Annotated in this window: 22 protein-coding genes and 1 tRNA gene; 9 read left to right on the forward strand and 14 right to left on the reverse strand. The window is 65.7% G+C overall.

What is annotated here, in order from left to right:
• The first annotated feature begins 5 nt into the window (after window positions 1-5).
• Complete coding sequence (gene proP, locus CH266_RS13250; RefSeq protein ID WP_370878783.1) at window positions 6-1,436, forward strand: glycine betaine/L-proline transporter ProP; 1,431 nt, start codon at window positions 6-8, stop codon at window positions 1,434-1,436.
• A 188-nt stretch (window positions 1,437-1,624) separates the two neighbouring features.
• Here the strand turns inward: proP and CH266_RS13255 are convergent, their stop codons facing one another.
• The 5 genes from CH266_RS13255 to CH266_RS13275 all read right to left on the reverse strand — a co-directional run bounded on the left by CH266_RS13255 (window position 1,625) and on the right by CH266_RS13275 (window position 7,384).
• On the reverse strand, window positions 1,625-2,752 hold the full coding sequence (locus tag CH266_RS13255; protein WP_255175900.1) for a CoA transferase: 1,128 nt from the start codon (window positions 2,750-2,752) through the stop codon (window positions 1,625-1,627).
• 5 nt (window positions 2,753-2,757) lie between these two features.
• The gene (locus CH266_RS13260; RefSeq protein ID WP_032365784.1) at window positions 2,758-4,023 is read right to left on the reverse strand and encodes a saccharopine dehydrogenase family protein; all 1,266 of its coding nucleotides are present in this window, start codon (window positions 4,021-4,023) and stop codon (window positions 2,758-2,760) included.
• Between the two features lie 38 nt (window positions 4,024-4,061).
• Entirely contained in the window at window positions 4,062-5,558 is a 1,497-nt protein-coding gene (locus tag CH266_RS13265) for a glutamate-cysteine ligase family protein (RefSeq protein WP_094715402.1), read from the reverse strand.
• Window positions 5,559-5,692: 134 nt separating this feature from the next.
• Window positions 5,693-7,156 (reverse strand): SDR family NAD(P)-dependent oxidoreductase, encoded by a 1,464-nt coding sequence (locus tag CH266_RS13270; RefSeq protein WP_094715403.1) that lies wholly within the window; start codon window positions 7,154-7,156, stop codon window positions 5,693-5,695.
• Window positions 7,157-7,298: 142 nt separating this feature from the next.
• Window positions 7,299-7,384 (reverse strand) — tRNA-Leu (locus CH266_RS13275).
• A 193-nt stretch (window positions 7,385-7,577) separates the two neighbouring features.
• On the opposite strand from CH266_RS13275, the gene CH266_RS13280 reads away from it, so the two are divergent.
• Window positions 7,578-8,936 carry a M20/M25/M40 family metallo-hydrolase gene (locus CH266_RS13280; RefSeq protein WP_080729261.1) on the forward strand — a complete coding sequence of 453 codons (1,359 nt, stop codon included), beginning with the start codon at window positions 7,578-7,580 and terminating at the stop codon, window positions 8,934-8,936.
• Window positions 8,937-8,952: 16 nt separating this feature from the next.
• A complete protein-coding gene (locus tag CH266_RS13285) occupies window positions 8,953-9,480 on the forward strand; it encodes a YbhB/YbcL family Raf kinase inhibitor-like protein (RefSeq protein WP_027497057.1) in 528 nt (175 codons plus the stop codon).
• Between the two features lie 57 nt (window positions 9,481-9,537).
• Here the strand turns inward: CH266_RS13285 and CH266_RS13290 are convergent, their stop codons facing one another.
• From CH266_RS13290 to CH266_RS13300, 3 genes are all read right to left on the reverse strand, one after another.
• Window positions 9,538-10,608 (reverse strand): quinone-dependent dihydroorotate dehydrogenase, encoded by a 1,071-nt coding sequence (locus CH266_RS13290; protein ID WP_094715527.1) that lies wholly within the window; start codon window positions 10,606-10,608, stop codon window positions 9,538-9,540.
• A gap of 92 nt (window positions 10,609-10,700) precedes the next feature.
• Complete coding sequence (locus CH266_RS13295) at window positions 10,701-10,940, reverse strand: DUF5703 family protein (RefSeq protein ID WP_027497059.1); 240 nt, start codon at window positions 10,938-10,940, stop codon at window positions 10,701-10,703.
• Window positions 10,941-11,021: 81 nt separating this feature from the next.
• On the reverse strand, window positions 11,022-12,047 hold the full coding sequence (locus tag CH266_RS13300; RefSeq protein ID WP_094715404.1) for a YncE family protein: 1,026 nt from the start codon (window positions 12,045-12,047) through the stop codon (window positions 11,022-11,024).
• Between CH266_RS13300 and CH266_RS13305 the strand changes: the two genes are divergently transcribed.
• Entirely contained in the window at window positions 12,046-12,579 is a 534-nt protein-coding gene (locus CH266_RS13305) for a hypothetical protein (protein ID WP_255175901.1), read from the forward strand. The genes CH266_RS13300 and CH266_RS13305 overlap by 2 nt on opposite strands.
• Here CH266_RS13305 and CH266_RS13310 read toward each other — a convergent pair.
• The 4 genes from CH266_RS13310 to CH266_RS13325 all read right to left on the reverse strand — a co-directional run bounded on the left by CH266_RS13310 (window position 12,554) and on the right by CH266_RS13325 (window position 16,497).
• On the reverse strand, window positions 12,554-13,435 hold the full coding sequence (locus CH266_RS13310; RefSeq protein WP_094715405.1) for a heme ABC transporter ATP-binding protein: 882 nt from the start codon (window positions 13,433-13,435) through the stop codon (window positions 12,554-12,556). The genes CH266_RS13305 and CH266_RS13310 overlap by 26 nt on opposite strands.
• On the reverse strand, window positions 13,432-14,499 hold the full coding sequence (locus CH266_RS13315; RefSeq protein WP_094715406.1) for a FecCD family ABC transporter permease: 1,068 nt from the start codon (window positions 14,497-14,499) through the stop codon (window positions 13,432-13,434). Before CH266_RS13315 ends, CH266_RS13310 begins: the two co-directional genes overlap by 4 nt.
• The gene (locus CH266_RS13320; RefSeq protein WP_371828536.1) at window positions 14,496-15,461 is read right to left on the reverse strand and encodes a heme/hemin ABC transporter substrate-binding protein; all 966 of its coding nucleotides are present in this window, start codon (window positions 15,459-15,461) and stop codon (window positions 14,496-14,498) included. Before CH266_RS13320 ends, CH266_RS13315 begins: the two co-directional genes overlap by 4 nt.
• Before the next feature lie 103 nt (window positions 15,462-15,564).
• Window positions 15,565-16,497, reverse strand: coding sequence for an aldo/keto reductase (locus tag CH266_RS13325; RefSeq protein ID WP_032365792.1), 933 nt, complete (start codon window positions 16,495-16,497; stop codon window positions 15,565-15,567).
• 211 nt (window positions 16,498-16,708) lie between these two features.
• Between CH266_RS13325 and CH266_RS13330 the strand changes: the two genes are divergently transcribed.
• The 5 genes from CH266_RS13330 (at window position 16,709) to mshC (ending at window position 21,085) form a co-directional block, all read left to right on the forward strand.
• Window positions 16,709-17,539, forward strand: coding sequence for an undecaprenyl-diphosphate phosphatase (locus tag CH266_RS13330; protein WP_032365850.1), 831 nt, complete (start codon window positions 16,709-16,711; stop codon window positions 17,537-17,539).
• A 25-nt stretch (window positions 17,540-17,564) separates the two neighbouring features.
• The gene (locus tag CH266_RS13335) at window positions 17,565-18,284 is read left to right on the forward strand and encodes a histidine phosphatase family protein (protein ID WP_027497066.1); all 720 of its coding nucleotides are present in this window, start codon (window positions 17,565-17,567) and stop codon (window positions 18,282-18,284) included.
• A 135-nt stretch (window positions 18,285-18,419) separates the two neighbouring features.
• On the forward strand, window positions 18,420-19,010 hold the full coding sequence (locus CH266_RS13340) for a DUF3090 domain-containing protein (RefSeq protein WP_027497067.1): 591 nt from the start codon (window positions 18,420-18,422) through the stop codon (window positions 19,008-19,010).
• 35 nt (window positions 19,011-19,045) lie between these two features.
• Window positions 19,046-19,819 (forward strand): SCO1664 family protein, encoded by a 774-nt coding sequence (locus CH266_RS13345; protein ID WP_167328042.1) that lies wholly within the window; start codon window positions 19,046-19,048, stop codon window positions 19,817-19,819.
• A gap of 24 nt (window positions 19,820-19,843) precedes the next feature.
• Window positions 19,844-21,085 carry a cysteine--1-D-myo-inosityl 2-amino-2-deoxy-alpha-D-glucopyranoside ligase gene (gene mshC / locus CH266_RS13350; protein WP_094715407.1) on the forward strand — a complete coding sequence of 414 codons (1,242 nt, stop codon included), beginning with the start codon at window positions 19,844-19,846 and terminating at the stop codon, window positions 21,083-21,085.
• Here mshC and CH266_RS13355 read toward each other — a convergent pair.
• Both CH266_RS13355 and CH266_RS13360 read right to left on the reverse strand, forming a co-directional pair.
• Window positions 21,082-22,320 carry a DUF2399 domain-containing protein gene (locus tag CH266_RS13355; protein ID WP_176457083.1) on the reverse strand — a complete coding sequence of 413 codons (1,239 nt, stop codon included), beginning with the start codon at window positions 22,318-22,320 and terminating at the stop codon, window positions 21,082-21,084. The genes mshC and CH266_RS13355 overlap by 4 nt on opposite strands.
• Complete coding sequence (locus tag CH266_RS13360) at window positions 22,310-26,494, reverse strand: TIGR02680 family protein (RefSeq protein WP_094715409.1); 4,185 nt, start codon at window positions 26,492-26,494, stop codon at window positions 22,310-22,312. The genes CH266_RS13355 and CH266_RS13360 overlap by 11 nt, the downstream gene beginning before the upstream one ends.
• Between the last annotated feature and the right edge of the window lie 2 nt (window positions 26,495-26,496).

Raw genomic sequence — 26,496 nt, forward strand, 5'->3', positions numbered from 1 at the left:
AACGTATGCGTCGCAAGCCGGCGATGTCGGAAGAAAGCATCACGGTCGTGGACCAGCCCATGCTCAAGCGGGCCGTGTCTGCAGCGGCACTGGGCAACACGATGGAATGGTTCGACTTCGGTGTGTACGGCTATCTGGCCGCGACACTGGGCAAGGTGTTCTACCCGGACGCGTCACCCGCAGTCCAGCTGCTGTCGACCTTCGCCACGTTCGCGGCCGCGTTCGTAGTACGGCCACTCGGTGGACTGTTCTTCGGCCCTCTCGGCGACCGCATCGGACGCCAGAAGGTCCTGGCCGCCACCATGATCATGATGTCGATCGGTACGTTGGCCGTCGGCCTGATTCCCAGCTACGACTCGATCGGAATCTGGGCTCCCATCCTGCTGCTCGTCGCCCGCCTGGTTCAGGGATTCTCGACCGGTGGTGAATACGGCGGTGCCACGACCTTCATCGCCGAATACTCACCCGACAAAAGACGTGGTTTTCTCGGCAGTTGGCTCGACTTCGGCACTTTCGTCGGATACGCGATGGGGTCCGGATTGGTGACGATTCTCAATGCGGTACTGGGCGACGCCACCATGATCGAATGGGGCTGGCGCATACCGTTCTTCATTGCCGGACCGATGGGCATCATCGGTTTGTACCTGCGCCTCAAGCTCGAGGACACCCCCGCGTTCCGCAAGCAACTCGACGAGCACGACTCGAAGGTCAAGGCGCAGGAGACCGGACGCAGCTCGATCGGAAAGATCTTCACGGTCCATTGGAAAGCACTGCTCATCTGCATGGGAATCGTGTTGCTGTACAACGTCACCAACTACATGGTGACCTCGTACCTGCCCACGTACTTCACCGAGGTCGTCGGTCGCAGCCAGCTCAGCGCCGATCTGTTGGTGCTGTCCGCGATGGTCGTGGTCGTGTCCATCATCGTGGCCGTCGGTCGGCTGACCGACCGAATCGGCCGCAAGCCGGTGTTCGTGTTCGGTGCCATCGGACAGATAGTCCTGGCCATCCCGTGCTTCCTGCTGATTCAGCGCAGCGGATGGATCGGGCCTCTGATTGCGTGCCTGCTGCTGGGAGTGGTGTTGGCGTGCTTCGCCGCACCCAGCGCCTCCACCTTGCCTGCACTGTTCCCGACGCGCGTGCGCTACGCCGCACTGTCGATCGGATTCAACCTGTCGGTGTCGATCTTCGGCGGCACCACACCGCTGGTCACCTCGGCCCTGGTCAGTTCCACCGGCAGCACCATGATCCCGGCCTACTACCTGATCATCAGCGGCGTCATCGGTCTGATCGCCGTCGGTTTCCTCCGCGAGTCGGCTACTCAGCCGCTCGATGGTTCTCCGCCCCAGGTGGATTCGACCGAGGAGGCCAAGGATCTGTACACCGAGGCTTCTGCGCTGACCGGGAGTAGCTCCGCAGACCGGTCAGCGCGGTAACCAACCGGCCTCGTCGCTACCCCAGACGTGAGCCGGGTACGCGTAGTCGGAGTAGCAGTCGAACACCGGTCGCGCTGCCGTCACCGAGCCGTGCGTGACCACGCACTCGGGTGGCGGTAGCGCGGCGGGGCCGTGTTCGGGGTCGCGCCCGGGAAGACCGGTCAGCCACGCCGCCGTTGCTGCGAGCGCTACGTCGACCGGTGCCGCAGTGCCGACCCTTCTACGCGCGCCGCCAGTTCCGAGACGATTCCGGCAGCCAGCAGATAACCGCTCGCATGATCGAGCGCCTGAGCCGGAAGCCGACCGGGCCGACCGTCACGGCCTTCCAGAACAGAGATACCGCTCGCAGCCTGAACGAGGCTGTCGAAGCCCCGCCGCCGCGACCAGGGACCCTCTGTGCCCCATGCGCTGATGCGCCCGTGGACGAGGTCCGCCCGGTGTTCGAGGCCGAAACGATCGAGGGCCCCCGGCCGATACCCGGTGACGAGCACGTCGGCCGAGTCGAGGAGCCCGAGCATCCGATCGAGTCCCTCCGCCGTGTCCAGGTCCAGCAGGGCCGACCGCTTGCCCTGGCCGTTCTCCAGATGCTGCCAGGGCAACTCCGGGTGCCGGGGCGAATCGACACGGAGCACGTCGGCACCGAGAAGTGCGAGAGCGCGCGTAGCGACAGGACCGGCAATCACCCGCGTCAGATCGAGCACCCGGATACCCGCCAACGGGTATTCGGCACCGTGTGGCCGAAGCGACGAAAGCAGCCGGAACGACGGAATGCGCACTCGGGCAGCCGGATCGGCCGCACTTCGTGTAACGACCGGACCGGAGCTCGCGGCAATACCAGCGGGGTGAGCGGACCATTGTTCTTCCGTGCGGACCCGCACGGCCAGAGCGCCCGACGCCGCGCACAGCTCTTCGAGCTCGAACCCGGACATTCCACGGAGTCGATCGCCGAACACGTCGATCGACTCCGCCGAGCCGGCGCCACCGAGGCCCACCACACCGAGCAATGCCTCTCGGTGGTGTGGGTAGTTGGCGTGGGTTCTCACCCAACCGTCGGACACCGGGAAGAAGCCGGACAGATCGGCGAAACCCTGCACCGGCTCGCCGTCGATCCGCAACACGGTGTCGCCCATGAACGACGCGGTGATACGCGCCATGGACGCTGTCGGCGTCACCGTCTCGGAATCCGTCGTCACCGATCCCAGCGCGCTTTGCAACTGGGCGACGGCGGTGCCGAGGGCACCGACCGACTCGGCGGCGAGCGCCGCGACCGGAAGTGTCGATGCGCGATATCCAGTCGTGCCCGACGTTCCCTGCACCGCAATCAGTTCCGCTTGGCCCAGATCTCCATACCGGCCGCATTCAGACGGTCCACCAGAACGTCGCCCATGGCCGTCGCGGGAGTGAGAACTCCGCTGGCTTTGGGCAGTGCGTCTCCACCGAGAACCAGCGCGAGTGCGGACTCGGCGAGCATGACCGCCGTCGCCTTGTAGCCGGGGTCGCCGGACGCTTTGACCCGGGCCCGGTATCGCGCCCCGGACGTCGTCAGGGTGTATAGATCGACCGTGAAATGGCCCTTCTCTCGGGCCTTTTCACTGGGGCCGCTACCGGGCTTGGGCAGGATGCGATCGAGCACCTTGCCCGGCAGTACCGTCATGGCCGATACTCCGACGAACAGTCCGGCCGACAATGCGCCGGCGAGCACCGGGCTGACGACGGACGAGCCGACGCTCATCACCTCGCTGTACCGGAACTGCTTTCCGTAGGCCCAGTCTCGAAGTGCATTGGTACGCCGCACGACTCGTGTGTTGTACGAGGCCATCACGAACGGAGCCTTCCACCCGCGCAGGCTCGGATCGATCTTCTTTCCGTCGATGAGCACGGTATCGAGTTGGCGGCCGAGCTGAGGCTCGAGGCTTCGATCGGGGCTCAGCGAGTACGGACGGGCCGCGATGCGTCGGGCCCGCTTGTCCTTCTTCATGGCCTCGATCTGACCACGGAGCGAGTCGACGGTACCGCCACTGACCCCGCCCGACATCGAGGTGACCACGAGCGTGGTGTCGGTGAGTTCGCCCGCATTGTCGGCCGTGACGGCCTCGTACAGAGCGTGGACACCGATGTCGGACGGAACCGAGTCGAACCCGCACGAGTGGACGATCCTGGCACCGGTACGTTGTGCGATCTCGTGGTTGGTGTCGATGCTCTCGCGAGCGAAGAGCACCTCGCCGGTGAGGTCGACGTAGTCGGTTCCGGCCTCGGCGCACGCAGTTGCCAGTGGCATGCCGTACTTGGCATACGGGCCGACCGTCGTGATGACGACTCGGGTCGATTCGGCCATGGATCGCAGCGCAGCGGTGTCGGCGGCGTCGGCTTCGATGACGGGCCAGTTCTGGGCGGTGGGTCCCAGTTCTTTTCGCGCTGCCTCGATGCGTCCGGTGGACCTGCCTGCCAGCGCGATACGGGTGTCGGCAGGCGCGTGTTCGGCGAGGTATTTCGCCGTCAGCTTTCCTACGAATCCGGTGACGCCGTAGACGACGATGTCGTGGGTGCGGTCGGGGCCTGAGGTGAAATCCGAGTCGGACGTAGTCATGGTTACGACACTAACGCGGACGCCGCCGGCAGCGTCGGCTAGTGGGTCCAGGTGTGCACGGGTTCTCCCGTGTCCATCCTGTCCACGTAATCTCCCAACATCCCCGCGAGAGCCTGCCCCCGAGTATCGCCGGCCCGTTCGCGCGCGACGACGGCGGCTCGCTGCCACCCCGAACCCGACTGCTTGGCCAGGCACCGCGCTTCGATAATGCCGAGATAGCGGTCACGTACGGCAGAGTCGACGCCGTACGCGGCGAGACCGGCCTCGGCCATCGGAAGCAATCGGCGCAGTACCAGCTCCTGCGGACTCACCCAGCCGACCTCGGGCCAGTAGAGCATCGAATCGAACCCGCCGCGCGCTGCGGAGTGCACGTTCTCCTCGGCGGCATCGAACGACATCTGCGACCACAGGGGCCGATCGGCATCGGCGAGAGCCCGTACGGTGCCGTAGTAGAACGCGGCATCGGCGAGGGTGTCGACGACTGTCGGTCCGGCAGGCAGAACGCGGTTCTCGAGCCGGATGTGGTGCCCGTCGCCGGATCGATCGTAGATCGGCCGGTTCCACCGGTACACGGTTCCGTTGTGCATCCGCAGTTCCGACAGCGACGGCGTATCACCTCGGGCCAGAGCGGCTTTGGGGTCCTCTTCGCTGCACACCGGGAGCAGGGCGGGGAAGTAGCGCGAGTTCTCCTCGAACAGATCGAAGATCGAGGTGATCCATCGCTCCCCGAACCACACTCGCGGGCGAACTCCCTGGTTCTTGAGTTCCTGCGGCCTCGTATCGGTGGCCTGCTCGAACAACGGTATGCGGGTCTCGTGCCACAGTGCACGCCCGGCGAGGAACGGCGAGTTCGCGGCGAGCGCAACCTGAACACCCGACAACGCCTGTGCGGCATTCCAATACGACGCGAACTCGTCAGGGGCGACTTGCAGATGCAGTTGGACGGACGTGCAGGCCGCTTCGGGCAGAATCGTGTCGGTCACGATATCGAGGTTCTCGGCGGCCGCAGACCCGGGCAGACGCACGCCCGCGATCTTCAGTTCGATGTCCTCACCACGGGCGGCGAAGATCTGCTGGTTCAGTAGGTCGTATCGCGGATTCGCCGACAGCCAGCGGTGTTCGAAGTGTTCCTTCGTCAGAGTCGGGAGCATGCCGATCATGGCAAGTCGACTACCCGAGCCACGGGCCCGCTCGTCGGCAGCATTCAGCGATCGCCGCAGATCCGTCTCCAACTCGGCGATCGACGAGCCCCGCAGCGGTCGAGGATCGACGTTGATCTCGATGTTGAACTGGCCCAGCTCGGTCTGATAATCAGGATCGGCAATGGCGTCGAGTACCTCGGCATTGGCCATCGACGGTGCCATGTCCTCGTCTACGAGGTTGAGCTCGATCTCCATGCCGATCTGGGGTTCGCCGACCTGGAACGTCTCGTCAGCCAACATGATGGCCAACGCGTCGAGACAGTCCTGAACCTTCTGTCGAAACTGGTGTCGGTCCTGTCTGGTGAACTTTCGGCGTTCGACATCCTCGCCCATGGTGACCGCCTAACGCTGTGTCTCGGTGCCGTTCGCTCACGCGAGACGGCGTCGTTTCCGAGTATCGCAGCCCGGGGTTGCTCCGGGGCATCCACGTGCAGAATCGCCCGGAGGAACGAACCCGGGGCCGATCGTCACCAGGGCGAGGGCTGGTAATCCTTGAGGAACGAGCCGTACAGATCGACTCCGAGTTCGCCCTGGACGATGGGGTCGTACACCCGCGCAGCACCGTCGACCAGATCCAGCGGCGCGTGGAAGCCCTCGTCGGCCAGCCGCATCTTGGTGGGGTGCGGGCGCTCGTCGGTGATCCATCCGGTGTCGACGGCGGTCATCAGGATGCCGCTCTCCACCATCTCCTTGGCACTGGTTCGAGTCAGCATGTTCAGAGCCGCCTTGGCCATGTTGGTGTGCGGATGCCCCGGGCCCTTGTATGCCCGACCGAACTGACCCTCCATGGCAGAAACGTTGACCACGTACTTGCGTCGAGCCTGCGACGCCTCCATCGACGCGCGCAGGCGTGAGACGAGAATGAACGGTGCCACGGAATTGCACAGCTGCACTTCGAGCAACTCGACCGGATCGACCTGCTCGACGGTGTGAATCCAGCTGTTGGTCTCGGCGAGGTCGGGCACCAGGCCGCCCGCGTCGATCGCCAGTCTGTTCTCGATGCGCTCCGCTGTCACCGAACCCGCCACCATCGCCAGAGACGCGACGTCGTCTGCGCTCAGAGTCGCCGAGACCTGCTGACCGCCGATCGCCGTGGCCGGCAACGAGCTGGCCAACGACGCAGGGTGGGCGTCGCTGGTCTTGCCGAACGTGATCCGTTCCGGCCCAGCACCGTCGGTCAGTGCCGCGGGCAACGGTTCCGCTTCGGCGTCGGCCAGCGCGCTGTACGAGCCGGGGGAGCGCTTGACCGTCTGCGCAGCGTTGTTGATCAGGATGTCGAGCGGTCCCTCGGCGGCGACCGAATCGGCAAGTGCCACAACCTGAGCGGGGTCTCGTAGATCGATACCGACGACGCGCAGGCGGTGCAACCACTGATCGCTGTCGTCCATCGCAGCGAACCGGCGCACGGCATCGTTGGGAAAACGCGTGGTGATCGTCGTGTGTGCGCCGTCGCGGAGCAGCCGGAGGGCGATGTACATGCCGATCTTCGCCCGACCTCCGGTCAGCAGTGCTCGCCGGCCGGACAGGTCGGTTCGTGCGTTGCGTTTGCCGCGGTTGAGCGCCGCGCACTCGGGACACAGCTGGTGGTAGAACGAATCGACACCGGTGTAGCGCTGCTTGCAGATGTAGCACGGGCGCGCCCTGATCAAGGTGCCCGCGATCTCACCCTCGGCGCGCGAGGTGAGGGACAGACCTGCGGTCTCGTCGTCGATACGATCCGGGGATCCGGTCGCCGTGGCCGCCACGACTGCCCGGTCGGCTGCGTTGACGGCGTTGCGTGCGGCAACGCGTCGAGCACGCTTGAGATCTTTGAACATGGCACCGGACGCCCGCTGGACGGCGATGGAATCCGGATGATTCTTGTCCAGCTCGGCGGCTTGTGCGAGCACCCGCAGACACGTGTCGAGATCGGTGGGGTCGATCGAGTCCATCTTCAGTCTCCTAGCATCGGCCCGGTCGAGCCGTCGACGTGAGAACAACGAAAAAGACCCCGATTCCGAAGAATCAGGGTCAGTTTCGTCTGTCTCAACTCAGATCTTTTGAAATCTTTGTCTGTGAACAACATTCAGACGGTGTCCGAGGGGGGACTTGAACCCCCACGTCCGTTAATAGGACACTAGCACCTCAAGCTAGCGCGTCTGCCATTCCGCCACTCGGACATGTGCGACCGTTGCCGCATATTCTCTTGTTGCTCTCACAGCTGGTCGCTGTGCGCTGCGTAAGATTATCCGACGGGTTCCCGATAACCCAAATCCCCACGTCAGTTCATGCGTCGAGCGGTTTTCGGTGGTGCCCCGACCCCTCGGTGATGGTAGGAACGACGATGTGGCAAACGATTCGAACGATCCCGAAGTGAGCAATGCCCGAAGCCGAGGAGAACGCGCTCCCACCGTCGCTCTCGACGAAGTGGTGGAGCTGGTCAGCTCTCTGATCAGGTTCGACACCTCGAACACCGGCGAACTCGACACCACGGTCGGCGAGAAGGAATGCGCCGAATGGGTGGCGAGCAAGCTCGAAGAGGTGGGGTACGAGACCGAGTACGTCGAATCCGGTGCCCCCGGACGCGGCAACGTCTTCGCCTGGCTGCGCGGCGCCGACTCGTCCCGTGGAGCTCTGCTCGTACACGGACACCTCGACGTCGTCCCGGCCGAGCCGGCCGACTGGAGTGTGCACCCGTTCTCCGGAGCCGTCGAAGACGGCTACGTCTGGGGTCGAGGTGCCGTGGACATGAAGGACATGGTCGGGATGGCACTGGCGCTGGCCCGCCAGTTCAAGTCGAACGGCACGGTTCCGCCCCGCGACATCCTGTTCGCGTTCCTCGCCGACGAGGAGGCAGGCGGCAAGTACGGATCGCACTGGCTGGTCGACAACCGACCGGATCTGTTCGAGGGCGTGACGGAGGCAGTCGGCGAAGTCGGCGGGTTCTCTCTGACGGTCGCTCGACCGGACGGCACCGAGAAGCGGCTGTACATGGTCGAAACCGCCGAGAAGAGTCTGGCGTGGATGCGGCTGACCGCGAAGGCGCGGGCCGGACACGGATCGTTCCTGCACGACGACAACGCCGTGACCTACCTGGCCGAGGCCGTCGCGAAACTGGGCAATCACACATTCCCCCTGGTGCTCACCGAGTCCGTGTCGCAGTTCTTGCAGGCGGTCTCCGAGGAATCCGGACTCGACTTCGATCCGACGTCACCGGACATCGACGGCACGCTGCTCAAACTCGGCAGCATCGCCCGCATCGTCGGCGCGACACTGCGCGACACGGCGAACCCCACGATGCTCTCGGCCGGCTACAAGGCCAACGTGATCCCGCAGACCGCGACGGCCGTGGTGGATTGCCGCGTGCTGCCCGGCCGCCAGGCCGCCTTCGAGAAGGAGGTCGACGAACTGATCGGCCCGAATGTCGAACGGGAATGGATCACCAAGCTCGAACCGTACGAGACCACATTCGACGGGGATCTCGTCGACGCGATGAACGACGCGGTCCTCGCGCACGACCCCAACGGCCGCACCGTGCCGTACATGTTGTCCGGCGGCACCGACGCAAAGGCGTTCGCGCGCATCGGAATTCGTTGCTTCGGGTTCGCTCCGCTCAAGCTTCCGCCCGAACTCGATTTCGCGGCGTTGTTTCACGGCATCGACGAACGAGTACCCGTGGAGTCGTTGGAGTTCGGCACACAGGTGCTCGAGCACTTCTTGATGCACAGCTGATACGAAAGGAACCATCGTGGCGTACAACCCATACGACTCGCTTCCGGACCTACCGTCCTTCGAGTTGACGTCCGAGGATGTGCAGGACGGCAAGCCCCTGAAGGCCCAGCAGGTCAGCGGAATCATGGGAGCCGGTGGACACGACAACTCCCCGCAGCTGTCCTGGTCCGGATTTCCCGAGGGCACCAAGAGCTTCGCGGTGACGGTCTACGATCCCGACGCACCGACCGCCTCGGGGTTCTGGCATTGGGCCGTGGCGAACATTCCGGTCGAGACGACGTCGCTGGTCTCGGGAGCAGGCGACGACGGTGGAACCGGGGTGCCCAGTACGGCCGTGACGCTGAAGAACGACGCGGGCCTGTTCCGGTACATCGGTGCTGCCCCACCCGCAGGCCACGGCCCACACCGCTACTTCATCGCGGTGCACGCCGTGGACGTCGATCGGCTCGAAGTCGACGAGACGGCGACCCCGGCGTACCTCGGGTTCAACCTGTTCTCGCACGCCATCGGACGTGCCGTGATCACGGGCACCTACGAGGCCTGATCGCGATCCCGTCGTGCGCGTTGTGCGGAGCGCGAGCTCCGCACAACGCGCACGCTGTCAGATTTTGTTCTCCGAACCCACTGCGTCGGCCAGACGAGCGAATCCGTGCTGCTCGAGTCGGGACAGCAGACCACGGTTGATGTTCCTGATCCACAGCGGTCCGCCGTAGATGAACCCGGTGTATCCCTGCACCAGGGACGCACCGGCAACGATGCGCTCCCAGGCCTGCTCCTCCGTTTCGATTCCTCCCACCGAGATCAACGTCAGCTCCGTCCCGACCCGGCGGTAGAGGCGCCGGATGACGTCCAGCGAGCGAGCCTGCAGCGGAGCACCGGACAGCCCGCCTGCACCGATGGCCGCGACCGCCTCCGCGTCGGTACGGAGTCCCTCGCGAGAGACAGTCGTGTTGGTCGCCACGATGCCGTCGAGGCCCAGTTCGACAGCCAGATCAGCGACGGCGTCGATGTCCTCGTCGGACAGGTCCGGCGCAATCTTGACTAGAACCGGCACCGACACCACCGACTGCACGGCAACCAGAATCGGGCGCAACGATTCGACGGCCTGCAGATCCCGTAGACCCGGCGTGTTGGGGGAGCTGACGTTGACGACGACAAAATCTGCCAGGGGCCCCAGCAAGCGGGCGCTGGTGGTGTAATCGGCGGCGGCGTCCGCCGGCTCGACGATCTTCGTCTTGCCGATGTTCGCACCGATGGGAATCCGCGTTCTGCGCGAACGCAGTTTTGCGGCCGCGTACTCCGCACCGTGGTTGTTGAAGCCCATGCGATTGATGATCGCGCGGTCGAGAGGCAGCCGGAACAGCCGAGGCGTCGGATTGCCGGGTTGACCCTGCGCAGTCACGGTGCCGATCTCGGCAAACCCGAACCCCAGCGGGGCCCACGCATCGATGCCATCGGCGTTCTTGTCGAACCCGGCAGCAAGCCCGAGGGGTGCCGGAAATTCGATTCCGAATGCCGTCGAACGCAACCGCGGATCGTCGACGACGAACAGTGCACTTGCCAGCTTACGAAGCGGAGGAAGCGCCGCAACAGCCCTGAGAACACCGAACGCGAGGTGATGAATCCTCTCCGGTGATACGAGGAACATCAGGCGCAACAGGACGCGGTACAGACGGTCTCCCACGGTCTTCTTTCAGGTCGGTACTTCAGGGTCGGTACTTCAGGGTCGTTGTTCGGAGTCGATCGGTGCTGCCGTCGAGCCGGTCAGATTCCGGGCTCCGGCACATGATGTGCGGTTTTCTTGCGCTTGAGCAACACGCGGCGACTTCCGTCGGTGTACAGACGTACGCGAGACAGCTCCCAGCCGCCGAATTCGGCCTGAATCGCGAGCCGCATCGATGCGGTCACGCGAGTGACGTCCGGTGGCAACCGGAGAGGGACGTACTCCCAGTCGTCGGACGGGGACACCTCCCACCCGACGGGCATCTTCGCTCGGCCCGGCATCGAATTCTCGTGTGCGTTCACGTGCCTCCACCATTCTCGAGGGTCGTTCCTGCGGGTACCGTCTCCTGCCGATTCAGCAGGTCAACGGCCCGCGCCGGGGATGCGCTGCAGCCCGTCCCCGGTCGCCGATCCCACGTACAGATCGCCGGTATCCGCGTCGACGGCAACCGAGTTCGGCTGTCGCACAGTGGGCAACCGTTGCGCCTCGACCGGAATTCCGGTGTCGAGTGTGTACCCGACCACCTCGTTGCGAGCCGGCAAGGTGACCCATGCAATACCGGATTGTTCATCGTAGGCGATCGCCCAGGGCGCGGACCCGACCGGAAACCGTTGCCGCATCAGCAGATCGTGCGAGGTGAAGACCAGCAGCTCGGTGCCGGTCGAGTCGGTGACCAGAAGTCGTCCGTACTCGTCGCTGGTCATCTCGGCGGCGCCTTCGCCCGCTCGCAGGGCCACACCGAGGGTGTCGTCGTCGAGGTTCAGATCGGTGATCGAGGTCTGGCGGCGATCGAGTACCGAGACACCGTCCGGTGTGCTGGCCAACGCGTCGGCCGAGGTCACGCCCGGTCCTGAGACCGTGCTCGTCACCTGTCCGGCGGCGTCGAGAATGCGGATACGCCCGGTGGCGTCACCCACCGCCGTGGTGCCGTCGGGTAGATCGGCAGCCGACAGAGTCCGGCCTTCGACCGGAGTATCGGTGCGCTGAGCGTCTGCCACGGTGATCCTCGAGAGAACTCCGTCCATCGGAACCAAGACACTCGAGTCGCGTCCGGCGACCAGCTCTGCAGCGGATCCGCCCAGATCCACCACGCGGGGCTCGCTCGACGCCTCCCCGTCCACCAGGCTCACGGTGGTCGACGCGTCGGTCAGGGCAACCAGAGTGCGCGTTGCAGAATCGAAAGTCAGTGCGTCCACGGGAGCGAAGGCGCGGACGACTCCGGCCGGAGCCACTGCAGTCGCGGGGGACAAGGCCGGCGGCTGCGGCTCGACGGAGATCTCGTCGGCGTTCTCGTCCTCGCTCGAGCAACCACCCAAACCGACGAGTGTGACGACGGCGAGCGCGGACGCCACTGCCGTCCTGGCCGTACGTGCCGACGGTGTTCGCATGGAACCGAACCTACTTCCTGTGGTGACTGTCCCTGGTAAGGCGCTGCCACATCTGTACCAGCGCGCGTCGACCTCGGCGAAATCGACAGCCCGGGACTCGGTGCCGTCCGTCGGGGGCGCGGAGACGGTAGCGTGTTCGATCGGCATCGAATTCGTGAACGAGCACGACATGGGAGCGGATGTGGGATCCGAAGGAACGCACTTCGTGGTCGAGGAAGTGAATGCGGGTACGCACGCCAACGGCTTCGGCAGAACAGACGACGGGCGCGCGTTCGCATTCAGAGTGCAGCGCAGCACGCTCTACGTGAAGATCTATCGGGCCGATGTCGTGTCGGCCGTGCCGGATCGAACCGAAGTGGACGCCGTCGCCGACCACTCGGTCACCGAGATCGATCTGACCGACGAACGCAGCATCATCGGGGTGGTTCGTGACGCAGTCGCTCACGCTCAGCAGCTGTCGGATGTGTCACTGCGAGACACGGCAGTCCGGGCCTTCTTCAATCGCGTCAACTCTGCGCTCGAGGGTTTCTGAACCCTGGTCGTTCCGCAGGCTTCACTCCTGCCCCCCGCTTCGGGATCACCAGTTGCTCACCGGTGACGGGGTGGTCGAAGACATCGACCGGGTGTCGGTAGATCCGGCCGAGTCGCTCGGCGGTGAGAACCTCCCGGGGCGGTCCCGTAGCCACCAGCTCGCCTGCGTCGAGAATCGCGACCCGATCGGCGTAGGCCGCAGTAAGACCCAGATCGTGCAGTACGACAACCACGGCACGACCGGACGCGGCCAGTGAACGCACCACGGCCATCACCGACTCCTGGTGTCCCACATCGAGCGCCGCGGTGGGTTCGTCGAGCATGATCGTGGCGGTGCGCTGTGCCATGACACGGGCCAACGCGACTCGGGACTGCTCACCGCCGGACAGGGAACCGAACGGACGTCCGGCGAATTCGGACACGTCGCAGGCGGCCATGGCGGCGGCCACCTGCGCGTCGTCCTCGCGTACCGCCGACGTTCCGGTCCACGGAGCTCGGCCCATCCGCACGATCTGCTCGACGGTGAATGCGAACCCGATCGCGTGCTGTTGCGGGAGCACGGCGCGTCGTCGCGCGAGGTCGACCGGCCGGAAGCGGGACAGTGGTCTCTCGCCGAGCAGTACCGATCCGGAACTGGGCTCGGTGTCTCCGGACAGGACCGACAGCAACGTGGACTTACCCGCCCCGTTCGGGCCCACGAGAGCCAGAATCTCTCCGACGACGACCTCGAGATGCACGTCGTTCAGAACGGCCCGGTCACCGCGGTGTGCGCCGACCCCCACGGCGACCAGGGTGCGTGAACCCGCTGTCGGGTCGGCAGGAATGTCGGAACGGTGTCCACCGAACTTCCCGATCATGCCCAGCCGCCCTGACGAGACCGGGTGCGGCGCAGCAGCCAGAAGAAGAACGGTGCGCCCGCCAACGAGGTCACCATCCCGAGCGGAAGGTCGACGTTCGCCACGAGCGTCCGCGTGACGAGATCGGCCCCGAGGAGGACCACGCCTCCCGCGAGTGCGCTGGCAGGGATGAGTACCCGGTGCGCCGGACCGAGCACCATGCGCATGGCGTGGGGTACCACCAGACCCACGAACAGGATGATCCCGGTGAACGCCACTCCGGACGCGACGAGCACTGCGACGACCACGATGGCGAACTGACGCAGGCGCTCGACGTTCACGCCGAGATGGCGCGCCACGTTCTCACCGAGTGCGAGCAGGTCCAGTCGGCGGGCGATCATCGACGACGCTCCGATCCCGACCAAGGCCAGCGGACCGACCACCGCGACCGACTGCCACGTGGCACCGGCAAGGGATCCCAACTGCCAGAAGACGATCTGGTCGCGAGCGGCCGGGCTGGCGATGAACGTGAAGAACGCGATCACGCCGCCGGCGAACGCATTGACGGCGACTCCGGTGAGGATGAGGGTCACCACCTCGGTTCGGCCGGCATTGCGAGCCAGGAAGTAGACCGCAATCGTGGTGACGAGTCCGCCCACGAAGGCTGCGAGCGCAACGGTCCAGACCCCGGCAAAGCTGCCGCCCAGGACGAAGACCGAGCTCGCACCGACAGCCGCGCCCGACGACGCGCCGACGACACCGGGTTCGGCGAGAGGGTTGGCGAACACACCTTGGAGCAGTGCGCCCGCGCATCCCAGACAGGCGCCGACGAGCATCGCGAGGGTCAGCCGAGGAAACCGGACCTGCCAGAGGGTCACCTCGCCGCTGGGGTGAGCGGGCATCGGGCCGATGTCGAGGCCCACCCGATGCGTCAGACTCCCCAGAACTTCCGCCGGAGTCGTCGGTACCTGCCCTACGACAGCCGACACCAAGGCCAGGACCAACAGCGCGACCGCCAGCACGACGAACGTCGAGACCACTCGCGTCGTACCCGACCGCAACCGTGCAGACGACACGCCGCTCATGAGGCAGGTTCGTAGACGGCCTTCGACAATGCAGCCAGCACCTTTCCGGTGTTCGGACCGAAACTGAGAACGGTGCCGTCGTCCATGTCGACCACCCGACGCTGCTGGCCGGCGGGCGTCTGCGCGATACCGGGTATCTGCTCGAGCCCGTCGATCCCGCCGATCGATTGCAGCCCCTTCGTCATCATGAGAATCACGTCGGGTGCCGCAGCGATGAGTGCCTCACTGGTCACCGGGACGAACTGTTCGGTCAGACCCGATTCGACCCCTGCATCCCGAGCACCGATCGCCTCGATGAGAGCGTCCGCTCCGGAACCCGGACCGGCGAGCATCTTGATTGCCGGACCACGCATGTACAAGAACGCAACCTTCAGCGGCGCGTCGGATCGAGGCGCGTTCTGTGTCGCGGCGGCAATCTCTTCGGTTGCCCGTTGCGCCAGTGCGGAACCGGCGTCGGGAACCCCGAGAGCCGTCGCAACAGCGTCGATCTGTCCTGCTACCCCGGCCAGAGTTCGAGCGGGGTCGAAGTAGACGACCGGAATTCCCGCGGCCCGAATCTGATCCTGGACAGCGCGCGGGCCGATACTGGTGTCGGTCAGGACGACCGTCGGCGACAGCGCGAGAATGCCTTCGGCACTGAGCGAGTGGCCGGTAGGGGTGACGTCGGGTACGTCTGCTGCCGCGGGAAACGACGCCGAGGTGTCGCGCCCGACGAGATTGTCGCCGAGTCCGAGCGCGAACACCGTTTCGGCGAGGGTGCCGTACTGGTCGGCCGCCACGATCCTGCTGTTGTCCGAAATCGTGACGGGCACGCCGTCGAAACCGGTGACGGTGACCGGTAGTTCGGCAGCCGGATCGACCGCGATGGGCTCCGGATCAGGGTCGTCGACGACGGCGGTGCGGGGGCCGATCGTGCCGGAGTCCGGGACCGCGGAGTTGTTCACCGAACACGACACCAGCAGTCCGGCCGTCAGCAGCGCGGCGGCGAGGCGTTTGACGATCACGACCATAGGTTAGCCTGCCCGACCTTCAGGTGACCTCACCCAGGCCGAGCAGCACCTGCGATCAACCGCTGACGTCGTCCAGGGCCGACGTGATGGCCGCCGGCAGTTCGAGCTCCTCGGCCATCAGAGCACCCATCAACTGGGCCAGATCGCGGGCACCGACGATCGCACTGCTCACCCCGGGACGATCACGGGCCCACGCAAGGGCGACGACCAGGGGAGAGGTGGCAAGACCATCGGCGGCCGTAACCGCCGCATCGACGACACCTACCGCCGAGTCGGTCAGGTACGCATTCACCGCGTCGGCGTGAAGCTCGTCGGCCCCGCGCGAATCGGCCGGAATCCCGTTGCGGTACTTACCCGTCAGGACACCACCCGCCAGGGGAACCGCCGCGAGGATGCCGATGCCGTGGTGCAGGGCGGCGGGAACCAGTTCGTCCTCGATCCCGCGGGCCAACAGTGAGTACTCTGCCTGCGTCGACACGATCCGTCCGATACCGGCCGCACCGGCAGCCGTGGCCAATTGCCAGCCAAGATACCCGCGGGCACCGGTGTAGCGAACCCGTCCACTCGAGACGGCGTAGTCGAGTGTCGCCGCCACCTCGTCGACCGGGGTCATCGGATCCCACGTGGCGACCTGCCACAGGTCGAGATAGTCGGTACCGAGCTCCCGCAGCGTTGCGTCCAACTGACCGAGCAGTCCACGCCTCGAGCAATCGACGTGATACCGGCCGTACCGCGAACCGACCCCCGCGGCACTGCTGATCACCAAGTCCTGCCGAGGAACCACATCGTCGAGCAACTCCGCGAGTACTCGCTGAGCTCGACCGTCGCCGTACGCCGGAGACGTATCGACCAGGGTGCCGCCCGCCTCGGCGAACGCCGACAACTGCGCCGCAGCGTCGTCCCCATCGGTCCCGCTGCCCCACCCGAGAGTGCCGAGGCCGAGCCTCGACACCCGAAGTCCGCTGGTGCCGACCGATCTCTGCTTCATATGTGCCGAATGTCCTTTTGCCTGTGATCGTCGGGTTCGTACTGGCCTGCCGCCAGTGCACAGTAGTGCGCCGCGCCGCTCGGTGCGCAAGTGCCGCGCCGGGTACGGTCGTCCCCGTGAATCGCGAATCCAGGGGGCGGGCACTCGCCCACGCGCCGGCAACAATCGAATCGTCCACTTCGACGCTGGGACGGGGCGCCGCATGATCGACATGACGTGGCTGCAGGCGATCATCCTCGGCGCAGTCCAGGGACTGACGGAATTCCTTCCCATTTCCTCTTCCGGTCATCTGCGAATCGTGTCGGGGGTCTTCTGGAACGAGGACGCCGGCGCGTCGTTCACCGCGGTGACGCAGCTGGGTACCGAAGCCGCTGTTTTGCTCTTCTTCTGGCGCGACATCGTCAGAATCATCAAGGCCTGGTTCGTCGGATTGCGCAGGAAAGAAGAACGGGGTCTCGACTACCGCATGGGGTGGTACGTGATCATCGCCACCATCCCGATCGGCATTCTGGGTCTGTTGTTCAAGGATCAGATCCGCACCGGTGCGCGCAATCTGTATCTCATCGCGTTCATGCTGATCGCTTTCGCCGTGGTAATCGCCGTCGCGGAGAGGCTGGGTCGCAAGGAACGGCCGATCGAGAAACTCACCACCAGGGACGGCATCGTCATGGGCCTCGCTCAATGCCTGGCGCTGATTCCCGGAGTGTCCCGCTCCGGAGCCACCACCAGCGCCGGCCTGTTTCTCGGACTCGAACGCGAAGCTGCAGTGCGCTTTTCGTTCCTGCTTGCCATCCCGGCCGTCACGGCGTCCGGCTTGTTCTCGCTGCCCGACGCCTTCGAGCCGGTCGGCTCCGGCCTCGCCGCGTCGGGACCACAGCTGCTGGTGGCCACGATCATCGCGTTCGGCCTGGGTTATGCCTCGATCGCCTGGTTGCTCAAGTTCGTCGCGAACCATTCGCTGTACTGGTTCGTCGGTTACCGCATCGTGCTCGGTGTGGTTGTGCTGGGTCTGCTGGCCGGCGGGGTTGTCTCGGCTACGTGAACCGTTCCTCGTTAGGCTCGGAGCAATGACAGTCATCTTGCTTCGCCATGGACGTTCGACGTCGAACACTGCGGGCACGCTCGCAGGTCGGAGCGAAGGGGTGGAGCTCGACGACCGGGGCCGCGAGCAGGCACAGGCGGTTGCCGAACGGCTGGGGGTCCTCCCGGTCGTGGAGATCGTGCGCTCTCCGTTGTTGCGGTGCGAGCAGACCGTGGAACCGCTGGCCACTCGGTTGGGGCTGACTCCGATGGTCGAGGACAGGATCGTCGAGGTCGACTACGGACAATGGACCGGTCGAACCATCAAGGAGCTGCTGGCCGAGCCGCTGTGGAAGGTCGTTCAGCAGCATCCGTCCGCGGCGGTGTTCCCCGAAGGCGAAGGCTTGGCTACGGTGCAGCAACGCGCGGTCCAGGCGATACGGGAGCACGATGCGCGGCTGGCCGCCCACCACGGCCGGGATGTGCTGTGGGTGGCCTGCTCTCACGGGGATGTGATCAAGTCGGTGCTGTCCGATGCGATGGGTGCCCATCTCGATTCTTTCCAGCGGATCGTTGCCGATCCGGCGTCGATCAGCGTCGTGCGCTACACCTCGACTCGGCCGTTCGTGTTGCGGACCAACGACACCGGATCCGACTTGAGCGTGTTCGTGCCGAAGGCGGAAGAGCCGACGTCCGACGAAGCAGGCGCGAAACCCGACGTTGCAGACTCGTCCGATGCAGTGGTGGGCGGCGGCGCGGGCACCTAGAGATGCCGGTTCGCCGCCGATCTCCCGATCGGTGGCAGGCTGGAGGGCGAGCAATACCGTCCACGGTCGATCTGTGGCCGATAATGAAAGTTCGCGATTCGTTTCGCGGAGCTTTTCGAGTCGTTAGGAGGTGCAATGCCGCGCGCCATACACGTTTTTCGCACCCCTGATCGTTTCGTCGCCGGGACCGTAGGTGAGCCGGGTGACCGAACGTTCTTTCTCCAGGCGGTGCACGATGCCCGAGTGGTCTCGGTCGCGTTGGAGAAGCAGCAGGTACAGGTGCTGGCCGATCGAATGGGACTGCTGCTCGAGGAGGTGCAGCGTCGCTTCGGTACCGATGTGCCGACCGAGGAGGCCGAGACACTCGACACCAGCCCGTTGGTGACCCCGATCGACACCGAATTCAGGGTCGGCACGATGGGGTTGGGTTGGGACGCCGACGCCAATGCCGTCGTGGTGGAGTTGTTGGCCGTCAGTGAGGTCGAGGTCGACGAATCTGTCGTGCTCGACGACACCGACGAGGGCCCCGACGCGGTTCGAGTGTTTCTGACACCCGTTCAGGCTCGCGAGTTCGCAGCGCGGTCCGAGCTGGTTGTGGCAGCCGGCCGAGCGCCGTGCCCGCTGTGCGGCCTGCCGCTCGCCCCCGAGGGACACGTCTGCATCAGGACGAACGGCTACCGCCGCGGTGCCACCTTCGGTCCGGTGACAGAGGTCGACGAGTCTTGACCGTCGAACTACCTCCCTTCGAGGGCCGCGAGACCATGGAGACCGGCGAGCTGACTGTCGTCGGCCGGGTGGTTTCGGCGTCCAACGCCACCCTCGTGTGCGAGGCGGGCGACGGCGACTCGGCAGTGCGGTGCGTGTACAAACCCGTGCGCGGAGAGGTGCCGCTCTGGGACTTTCCCGACGGCACCCTCGCCGGGCGGGAGGTGGCGTCGTACGAGATCTCCGAGGCGCTCGGGTGGGGCGTGATTCCGCCCACGGTGCTGCGCGACGGGCCGTTCGGTCCCGGCATGGTGCAGAAGTGGATAGATACTCCCGAGGAGCGGGTCGAGGGCCGCGTGGACCTGGTCGACATCTGCCGTCCCGATCTCGTTCCGGCGGGCTGGATTCCGGTGTTGCAGGCCTACGACGGCGATGGCGAAGAGATCGCTCTGATCCATGCCGACGATCCACGCCTGCAGCGGATGGCGGTTCTCGACGTCATTCTCAACAATGCAGATCGCAAGGGTGGGCATGCCCTCGAAGGTCTCGACGGTTATGTCTACGGGGTGGATCACGGCATCTGCCTGCACGCCGAGAACAAGCTGCGCACGGTTCTCTGGGGGTGGGCAGGCCAGGCGGTCGACGATGCTCTGATGGCCGACGTCGTGCGGTTCGTCGAGACCTTCGACACCGTCATCGCTCCACGGCTGGTCGACAAGATAACGCTGGCCGAAACCATTGCGGTGTTGGATCGGGCCCAGCAGCTGATCGCGCGCCCGGTCATGCCGGAACCTCGATCGAGCAGACCGATACCGTGGCCCGCCTTCTGAACGGGCTCGGATAGGCTCGGCTGCATGCATTCTTGGTCCAGCCCGGAGATCCCGACAATCCCAGGACAGGGTCCAGCGCTTCGGTTGTTCGATACCGCAGATCGCCAGGTCCGTCCGGTCACCCCCGGTTCGACCGCTCGCATGTACGTCTGCGGAATCACCCCGTACGACGCCACCCACCTGGGACATGCGGCAACGTATCTGACGTTCGATCTGATCAACCGCTTGTGGCGTGATGCGGGTATCGACGTGCACTACGTGCAGAACGTCACCGATGTCGACGATCCGCTGTTCGAGCGCGCGAATCGTGACGGTGAGGATTGGCGCGATCTCGGTGCGCGCGAGATCGAGCTGTTCCGCGCCGACATGGAGGCTCTGCGGGTCGTGCCTCCGCACGACTACATCGGTGCCGTCGAGTCGGTGGAGGAAGTCGTCGAACTGGTGGAGAAGCTGGTGGCGTCCGGCGCTGCCTACGTCGTCGACGACGCCGAGTACCCCGACGTGTACTTCCGTGCCGACGCCACCGAGCAGTTCGGCTACGAATCCGGCTACGACCGTCCCACCATGGACACGTTCTTCGCCGAACGCGGCGGAGATCCCGATCGTGCGGGCAAGCGCGATTCACTCGATGCGCTGCTCTGGCGCGCGGTACGTCCCGGCGAACCGTCGTGGCCGTCGCCGTGGGGCCCCGGCCGACCGGGCTGGCACATCGAATGCGCTGCCATTGCACTCAATCGCATCGGAACCGGTTTCGACATCCAGGGCGGCGGAAGCGATCTCATCTTCCCGCACCACGAGTTCTCGGCGGCACACGCCGAGGCGGCAACCGGTGACTCTCGGTTCGCCCGGCACTACGTGCACACGGGAATGATCGGTCTCGACGGCGAGAAGATGTCCAAGAGCCGCGGCAACCTGGTGTTCGTCTCGAAGCTCCGCGCAGAGAACGTCGATCCGGCCGCAGTGCGGCTGGGCCTGCTCGCGGGCCACTACCGGCAGGATCGGCCGTGGTCCGACGAGGTCCTCGAGCGAGCCCACACCCGCCTCGCGCTGTGGCGTCGAGCAGCGGCGCTCGAGTGCGCAGCGTCGGCCGACGACGTCGTCAACCGCCTGCGTCAGCATCTGGCCGATGACCTCGACACACCCAAGGCTCTCGACGCCCTCGACGCGTGGGCAAGTTTCGCAGTCGAGCGCGGTGGATCGGATGCGAGCGCACCCGGCACTTTCGCCGATGCGGTCGATGCGCTGCTCGGAGTTCCGCTGCGTTAGTCCGCGGCCCCCAGGCGTAGATCCGCCAGCAGATCCGGGATCAGGCGTTCTTCCATGACCGCTCGTCCCGAATCTCGCAGTGCAGCAGCCAGTTCCGGGTCCCACGGAGTGTCCGTGGGATGCCCCTTCAGTGGTTCCGAGTTGCGCGCGTCCAGTGCGCGGCGGTACGAGTCGACGTCCATTCGCCACGGCACCGCGTCGTACCGGGTGAGTGCGCGGGTAACCATGTGCATTCCGGCCCAGTCGAAGTCGGCACGCCATTCGATCGTGGTGCCGGGGGCGCGCGCAGCCAGCAGCCGATGCACTGCGGCCGAGGGCTGACCGTCGGTGCAGATCAAGCTGGCACAGTTCGAGCCGAGAGAGCGGGCTGCGGCCGCGAGCACAGCGACGTTCTCGCACACGAACACGGTCGACGAGCTGTTGGTGAGAGGGCCGCGCGCGAGCATGTCCACGGTGACGGGAAAGGGCACGCCCTCGTCGGCTGCTTCGTTGAGCCAGCGAGCCACCGTGTGGGTCTCTGCGACGCGGTAGCCGAGAACCAGTACCCGGCTCGACACGGCGTCGACCGACACTCCGGCCGTTTCCCACAGCGCTCTGATACCCACTGGATCGACGGGTCGAGGCACGTTCTCGCGCAACGACAATGCATCGAGGACGAGTTTCGCGGCACCGCCGCCCGTGAGGGCCTTGGTATCACCGGTGGCCAGTTCCGCCAGCTCGGTGAGCGACATCCCGTCCACCGGAAGCAGCGCCAGGACCTGTGTTGCGACCCCGAGTGCGTCGACGGCGACGCGGCCGCCGAGGGTGCCGTCCTGATTGAGCAACGACGCGATCCAGTGCTCGATCCACTCGCGATCGGTACCACCGCCGAGCGCCGCACGCGCCCGGTCGAGTGCATCGGCGCGCACCTGAGCCTTGTCGGCCGCAATGCGCTTCTTGTCCTGCAACGGGGCCTGACCGGCGAGGGTGTCGATCAGACCGATACCGCCGTTGAGCGGATGGCTCAGCCATGCGTCGAACCGCTCGAGATCGAGCCGGGTGCTCCGTGCCCGAGAGTGCAGGCTGGAGTTGGACTTCGAGATGGCACTGCACAGACGCCACAGTTCCGGCGCATCACTCAGGTCGACGGTGATGTTACCGCCGACACGAAGCCAGTTGGACTCCAACTTCTTTCGCGCAGCGTCCAACAGCGCCGCCAATTCGACGCTGCCTCGCCACTCACTGTTACCGGCCAAACTCCAGCCCACCTTCGGTTCGGGTCGGCACCCGGCGGGTCAACGGTGATCCGAGGGCGGCTGCGAGGTCGGTGCCGTCGTGTTCGGCGAACAATTCACCGTTCTCCCACACCAGAAGTGCTGCGCTGACGGTGTTCTCGGCGGTCGAGTGCGCCAAATCGTAGTGTGCGCAACCGGGGACGTCCGCGTAGGTGATCCACAGGTCGTAACCGGTCATGAACAGATCCAGGTCGAATTGCACACTCAGTCCGAGCAATTCGCTACGACCGTTGTCGTCGACACCGGCGAACGCCTCGTCCAGCGCCAGCAGCCGCGGCGAATGCGGATCGGCGGACGAGAGCATCACGTGCGCCGCGGCGAACAGCGGCAAATGCAGCGACACCGATTGCTCACCGCCCGAGAGTGCACTGTGACGAGCGACGGTCAGGCGATCCTCGTTGCCGTCGCCGCTGATGAGCGTGAACGCGAACACCCGCCAGCGACGATAGTCCAGTGTCGCGGACAGGATCTCGGGATACGACCGTTCCGGATGTGCCGCACGAGCGATCCTGATCTCCGATGCGAAGTGTGCGCGCATCGCGGCCAGATCGTCCTGGCTCAGCGCCGAGGCATCGCGGTCGAGCAGCTTGGACACTGCCCGCGCCCCGTCGTCGAGGTTGTCCGCGAGCACCCAGTGCACGCCGATCGTGTTGCCCGAGGACATACGGCGTTGCTTCATCTCGGCGGACATCTGCGCGATCAGCTCACGCGCGTCGACGGTGCGCTCGTGAATCTGCTGCGCCAACCCGGTCAGCAGCGCGTCTTCGAGAATTCGGCGTTCCTGCTCGGTCAAGAGCAGTTCCTGGTCGGCCCGGGCCGCACCGATGCGGTCGGCGAAGTCTCCGACCGAGGAATAGCCCTGCTCGTCCTGCACGCGTACCACCGTCAACCCGTCCGGTGCGTCCCACTGCAGGCGGTAGTCCTGACCGGAAGCGGCCAGTTGCGAGTCGAACTCCTGCAGTGCGCTCGTCAGTGCCGTTCGTGTCGACTTCCGGCTCGAGTCGGTCACTTTCACCGACGCCGTCGCCGTGTCGAGTGCCGAATGCAGCGCGAGCACCACCGGTGGAAGTACCGGGACGTCGTCGTCGGGGCCGGCGGCCTGCTGAACCCGATACAGGATCTGTTCGACCGTCAGCCACGCCGAGTCGCTGGCCGGCCACGTATACGTCTCGTGCACGCCGAGGATGTGCAGCAGATCCTTGCGGGCGTACGGTGCCAGTCGGACGGCATCACCCAGGGTCTCGGTCACGGCAGCGCGCAGGCTCTCGAGCGCCGTGTTGCATGCACCCTCGGCCTTGCCGATCGCCTCGCCGGCTTCCTTGTCCGCCTTTCGGGCTGCTCGCTGCTCGGCTCGGCACTTCTCGATGCGATCGCGCGCGTTGTCGAGATCGGTGTTGATCTGTTCGGCCGTGGCACCGAGTTTCTCGCTCAGCAATTCCAGACGCTGCAGCTGTTGCCGATAGCTCTCGTCGGCTATCGCGGCTTCCTCGGCGAGTTCCTCGGCCAGTCCGGTGGCCTCCTCGAGGCGGTTGGTGGCCTCGCGCGCCCGCTCGGTCTCGCGTGCATGGTCGCTGCGTTTACGGATGACCGCTGCGCCCTGATGCTCGAAATGGCGAATCGCTGCGGCGAGGGCATCGACATCGCGGCCCAGGTGCGGGGTGCGATGGGCCACGGCGACGGAGCGCAGTTGTTTCTCTTTCGCGGACAGGTCGGCGATCGCCTGGTCGAATTCTCGATCTGCCGCTGCAGACGCATCTTTGGAGGTGCGCAGCGCGCCTGCGGCTGCCGTGACGGCACGTTGCGCCTTGACGATGGCCGAGACTCGGGGGAGCTGCTTGGCGGCCGCGTTCAACGCCTGCACCAGCTCGCGTGCCGCCAGCTCGGCGGCGGTCGCGGTCGCGAGTTCGGCTGTCGCGGAATCGATCGCAGCACCGAGCTCGGCGATGCGCTGCTCTCGCCGACGCGCCCGCGCCGTCGCACCGATGTACTCGGCATCCGGTTTTGCGTGGCGACCCTGCTGCACTCCCTGCCAGTATCGACCGTCGACGCCTATCGAGACAGAACCGTCCGAGGGGTCTTTTCGATCCTGCTGCAATGCAATCGAATTCAGCACATCGAGGATCCGCGATTCCTGGACGGCAGTACCGGGCTCGGGTTCCAGCACGGACGCGAGCGTCGAACCGGTCGGCCTCGCGGCCACCGGTAGCGGCGACAGATATTGCTCCGACGTCGCGTCGACGGGGGAGTCTGCGGTCGGGTGGATCCACCCGTCGAGCAGGTTCGCGGCCTGCAGTGCGGATTCGATCCCCGCCGCGTCGGCAGAGGAGACCGCATCGGCAAACCGAACCAGTTGCCACAGCGGTGCGCCCGAGAGATCGGAACGGCTGTCGGTGCGCGCTGCGAACGATGGTGGGGCATCGTCGTGTTCGGCTCGTACCAGGGACAGTTCGCCCCGCAGCGCCTTCACCTCGGCCTCGCGCGCGGCCACGTCGACGCGTGCCTGTGCCTGCCGGGCGCGAATCGCGTCGATACCATCCGAGGTCTGCTCGGCGAGCACGGATTCCAGGCTCGGGGCGTCGTCGTCGCCGATGCCTGCCAGGGCTGCGTCGAGGGCCTCGAACACAGCGGAGGTGTTGCCCGCGGAGGAGTAGAGCGACGAGTTGCTCGACCACCAGGCCCGCAGGCCCGAAGCGAACTGCGCCTTCTCCAGGTCCACCGTCGCCTCGGCCTCGGTGACGGCAGCCGCGGCTGCTTCGAGCAACTCGCGCGCCTTCGTTGCGGCCTTCTCCGCGCGAGCGCGTTCCGTCGACGCCTTCTCGACGGTAGTCAGCGCCTCACGCACTGCACGTACGTCGCCGTCCCGTTCCTCGGCGTGCCCACGAAGCGCGGTACTGATCTGGTCACTGCGCGCCGTCCCGGGCAATGAGGTCCACACGATGCCCGCGTCCTCGGCCGCAGTCTGCAGCTCGTCCTCCGCGCGAGTCACACCGGCAACGGAGTCTCGGAGTGCGGCGTCCGCCCGGGCCGCCTCGGCCGTGCGCTGTTCCAGTTCTGCCTGCGCTTTGCGCGCGCGATCCGCCTGCTGCGCCGTCGAGACCTCCAGTTTCGCAGCGGATTCGGCGAGATCGTCCAGTTGCTGCTTACCCTCGTAGGCACTCGAGCGCTGCAGGGTCTCCCGGTCCGCGACGGCCTGATCGAGCGCACGCTCGGCCTCGTCGAATCGAGTCTCTGCGGCCGCCCGTTCCAGCAGACGCCGGTCCTTCAGGGCGGCGGCGGCGAAGTGCGCGGTGGTCGCGTGCGTCACGGCTTCGAGCCGACGCGAGACTTGCTCGACATCCGAACGGGTCTGTACGCGAAGGTATTTGGAGTAGACCGACACGAAGTTCCTGGCCGCCTGATCGGCTTGGGCCAGTCCCTCCAGCGCGCGTCCGACTTCCTCCATGTCGCTGAAGGAGCGTGCTGCCTCGAGCACCAGTTGCTCGTCGAGGGGACGCAGACCATCGGTCAGCGCCTGGGACAACCCTTTCGGATCGAGATTCTTGGCCAACTGCGGACGGCGAAGTGTCAGAATCAGATTGATCAACTGGTCGTACCGTTGCGCGCCGAGCCCGAACATCCGGGCATCGATCGCGGCGCGGTAGTCGACCGGACGATCGGTCAGTGCATCGCTGCCGAGTTGTTCGGCCAATTGCTTCTTCGTCAGCGGCCGGTCGTCGGAGCCCAACAACGAGAAGTCGACGCCCACTCGGCCGTCGGCCACGAAGTACCAGCGGGTCACCTTGTCGTTGTGGCGGCTCGCCCGCATACCGATTCCGACGGTCACCGATTCGGGGTCCTCGCGCGAGCCGCGGCCGAACTCCATCCACACGTACGAATGTGCGCTTTCCTGCCCTCGGTAGAGCAGGTTGGACTTCATCGTTCGTTCTTCACCGGCGAACGGGTTGAGTCGGCGCGGCTCGATCCGGCCGTCGAGGACGAAGGGAAACAGCACTTCGAGCGCTTTGGTCTTGCCGGATCCGTTGGGACCACGCAGCACCAATCGACCGTCGGCGAAAGAGAACTCCTGATCCCGGTAATCCCACAGGTTGACGATTCCGGCGCGCGTGGGCCTAAAGCGATTCGAGTGTGCGGTCATCT

The sequence above is a fragment of the Rhodococcus sp. 06-1474-1B genome, from assembly GCF_002258885.1.
Lineage (GTDB): Bacteria > Actinomycetota > Actinomycetes > Mycobacteriales > Mycobacteriaceae > Rhodococcoides > Rhodococcoides fascians.

Coding starts and splice junctions, on each gene's coding strand:
- proP (WP_370878783.1), top strand. CDS start 6: ATGCGTCGCAAGCCGGCGATGTCGGAAGAAAGCATCACGGTCGTGGAC.
- CH266_RS13260 (WP_032365784.1), bottom strand. CDS start 4,023: ATGACTACGTCCGACTCGGATTTCACCTCAGGCCCCGACCGCACCCAC.
- CH266_RS13265 (WP_094715402.1), bottom strand. CDS start 5,558: ATGGGCGAGGATGTCGAACGCCGAAAGTTCACCAGACAGGACCGACAC.
- CH266_RS13270 (WP_094715403.1), bottom strand. CDS start 7,156: ATGGACTCGATCGACCCCACCGATCTCGACACGTGTCTGCGGGTGCTC.
- CH266_RS13295 (WP_027497059.1), bottom strand. CDS start 10,940: ATGCCGGGCCGAGCGAAGATGCCCGTCGGGTGGGAGGTGTCCCCGTCC.
- CH266_RS13305 (WP_255175901.1), top strand. CDS start 12,046: ATGGAACCGAACCTACTTCCTGTGGTGACTGTCCCTGGTAAGGCGCTG.
- CH266_RS13300 (WP_094715404.1), bottom strand. CDS start 12,047: ATGCGAACACCGTCGGCACGTACGGCCAGGACGGCAGTGGCGTCCGCG.
- CH266_RS13310 (WP_094715405.1), bottom strand. CDS start 13,435: ATGATCGGGAAGTTCGGTGGACACCGTTCCGACATTCCTGCCGACCCG.
- CH266_RS13315 (WP_094715406.1), bottom strand. CDS start 14,499: ATGAGCGGCGTGTCGTCTGCACGGTTGCGGTCGGGTACGACGCGAGTG.
- CH266_RS13325 (WP_032365792.1), bottom strand. CDS start 16,497: ATGAAGCAGAGATCGGTCGGCACCAGCGGACTTCGGGTGTCGAGGCTC.
- CH266_RS13330 (WP_032365850.1), top strand. CDS start 16,709: ATGACGTGGCTGCAGGCGATCATCCTCGGCGCAGTCCAGGGACTGACG.
- CH266_RS13335 (WP_027497066.1), top strand. CDS start 17,565: ATGACAGTCATCTTGCTTCGCCATGGACGTTCGACGTCGAACACTGCG.
- CH266_RS13340 (WP_027497067.1), top strand. CDS start 18,420: ATGCCGCGCGCCATACACGTTTTTCGCACCCCTGATCGTTTCGTCGCC.
- CH266_RS13345 (WP_167328042.1), top strand. CDS start 19,046: ATGGAGACCGGCGAGCTGACTGTCGTCGGCCGGGTGGTTTCGGCGTCC.
- mshC (WP_094715407.1), top strand. CDS start 19,844: ATGCATTCTTGGTCCAGCCCGGAGATCCCGACAATCCCAGGACAGGGT.
- CH266_RS13360 (WP_094715409.1), bottom strand. CDS start 26,494: ATGACCGCACACTCGAATCGCTTTAGGCCCACGCGCGCCGGAATCGTC.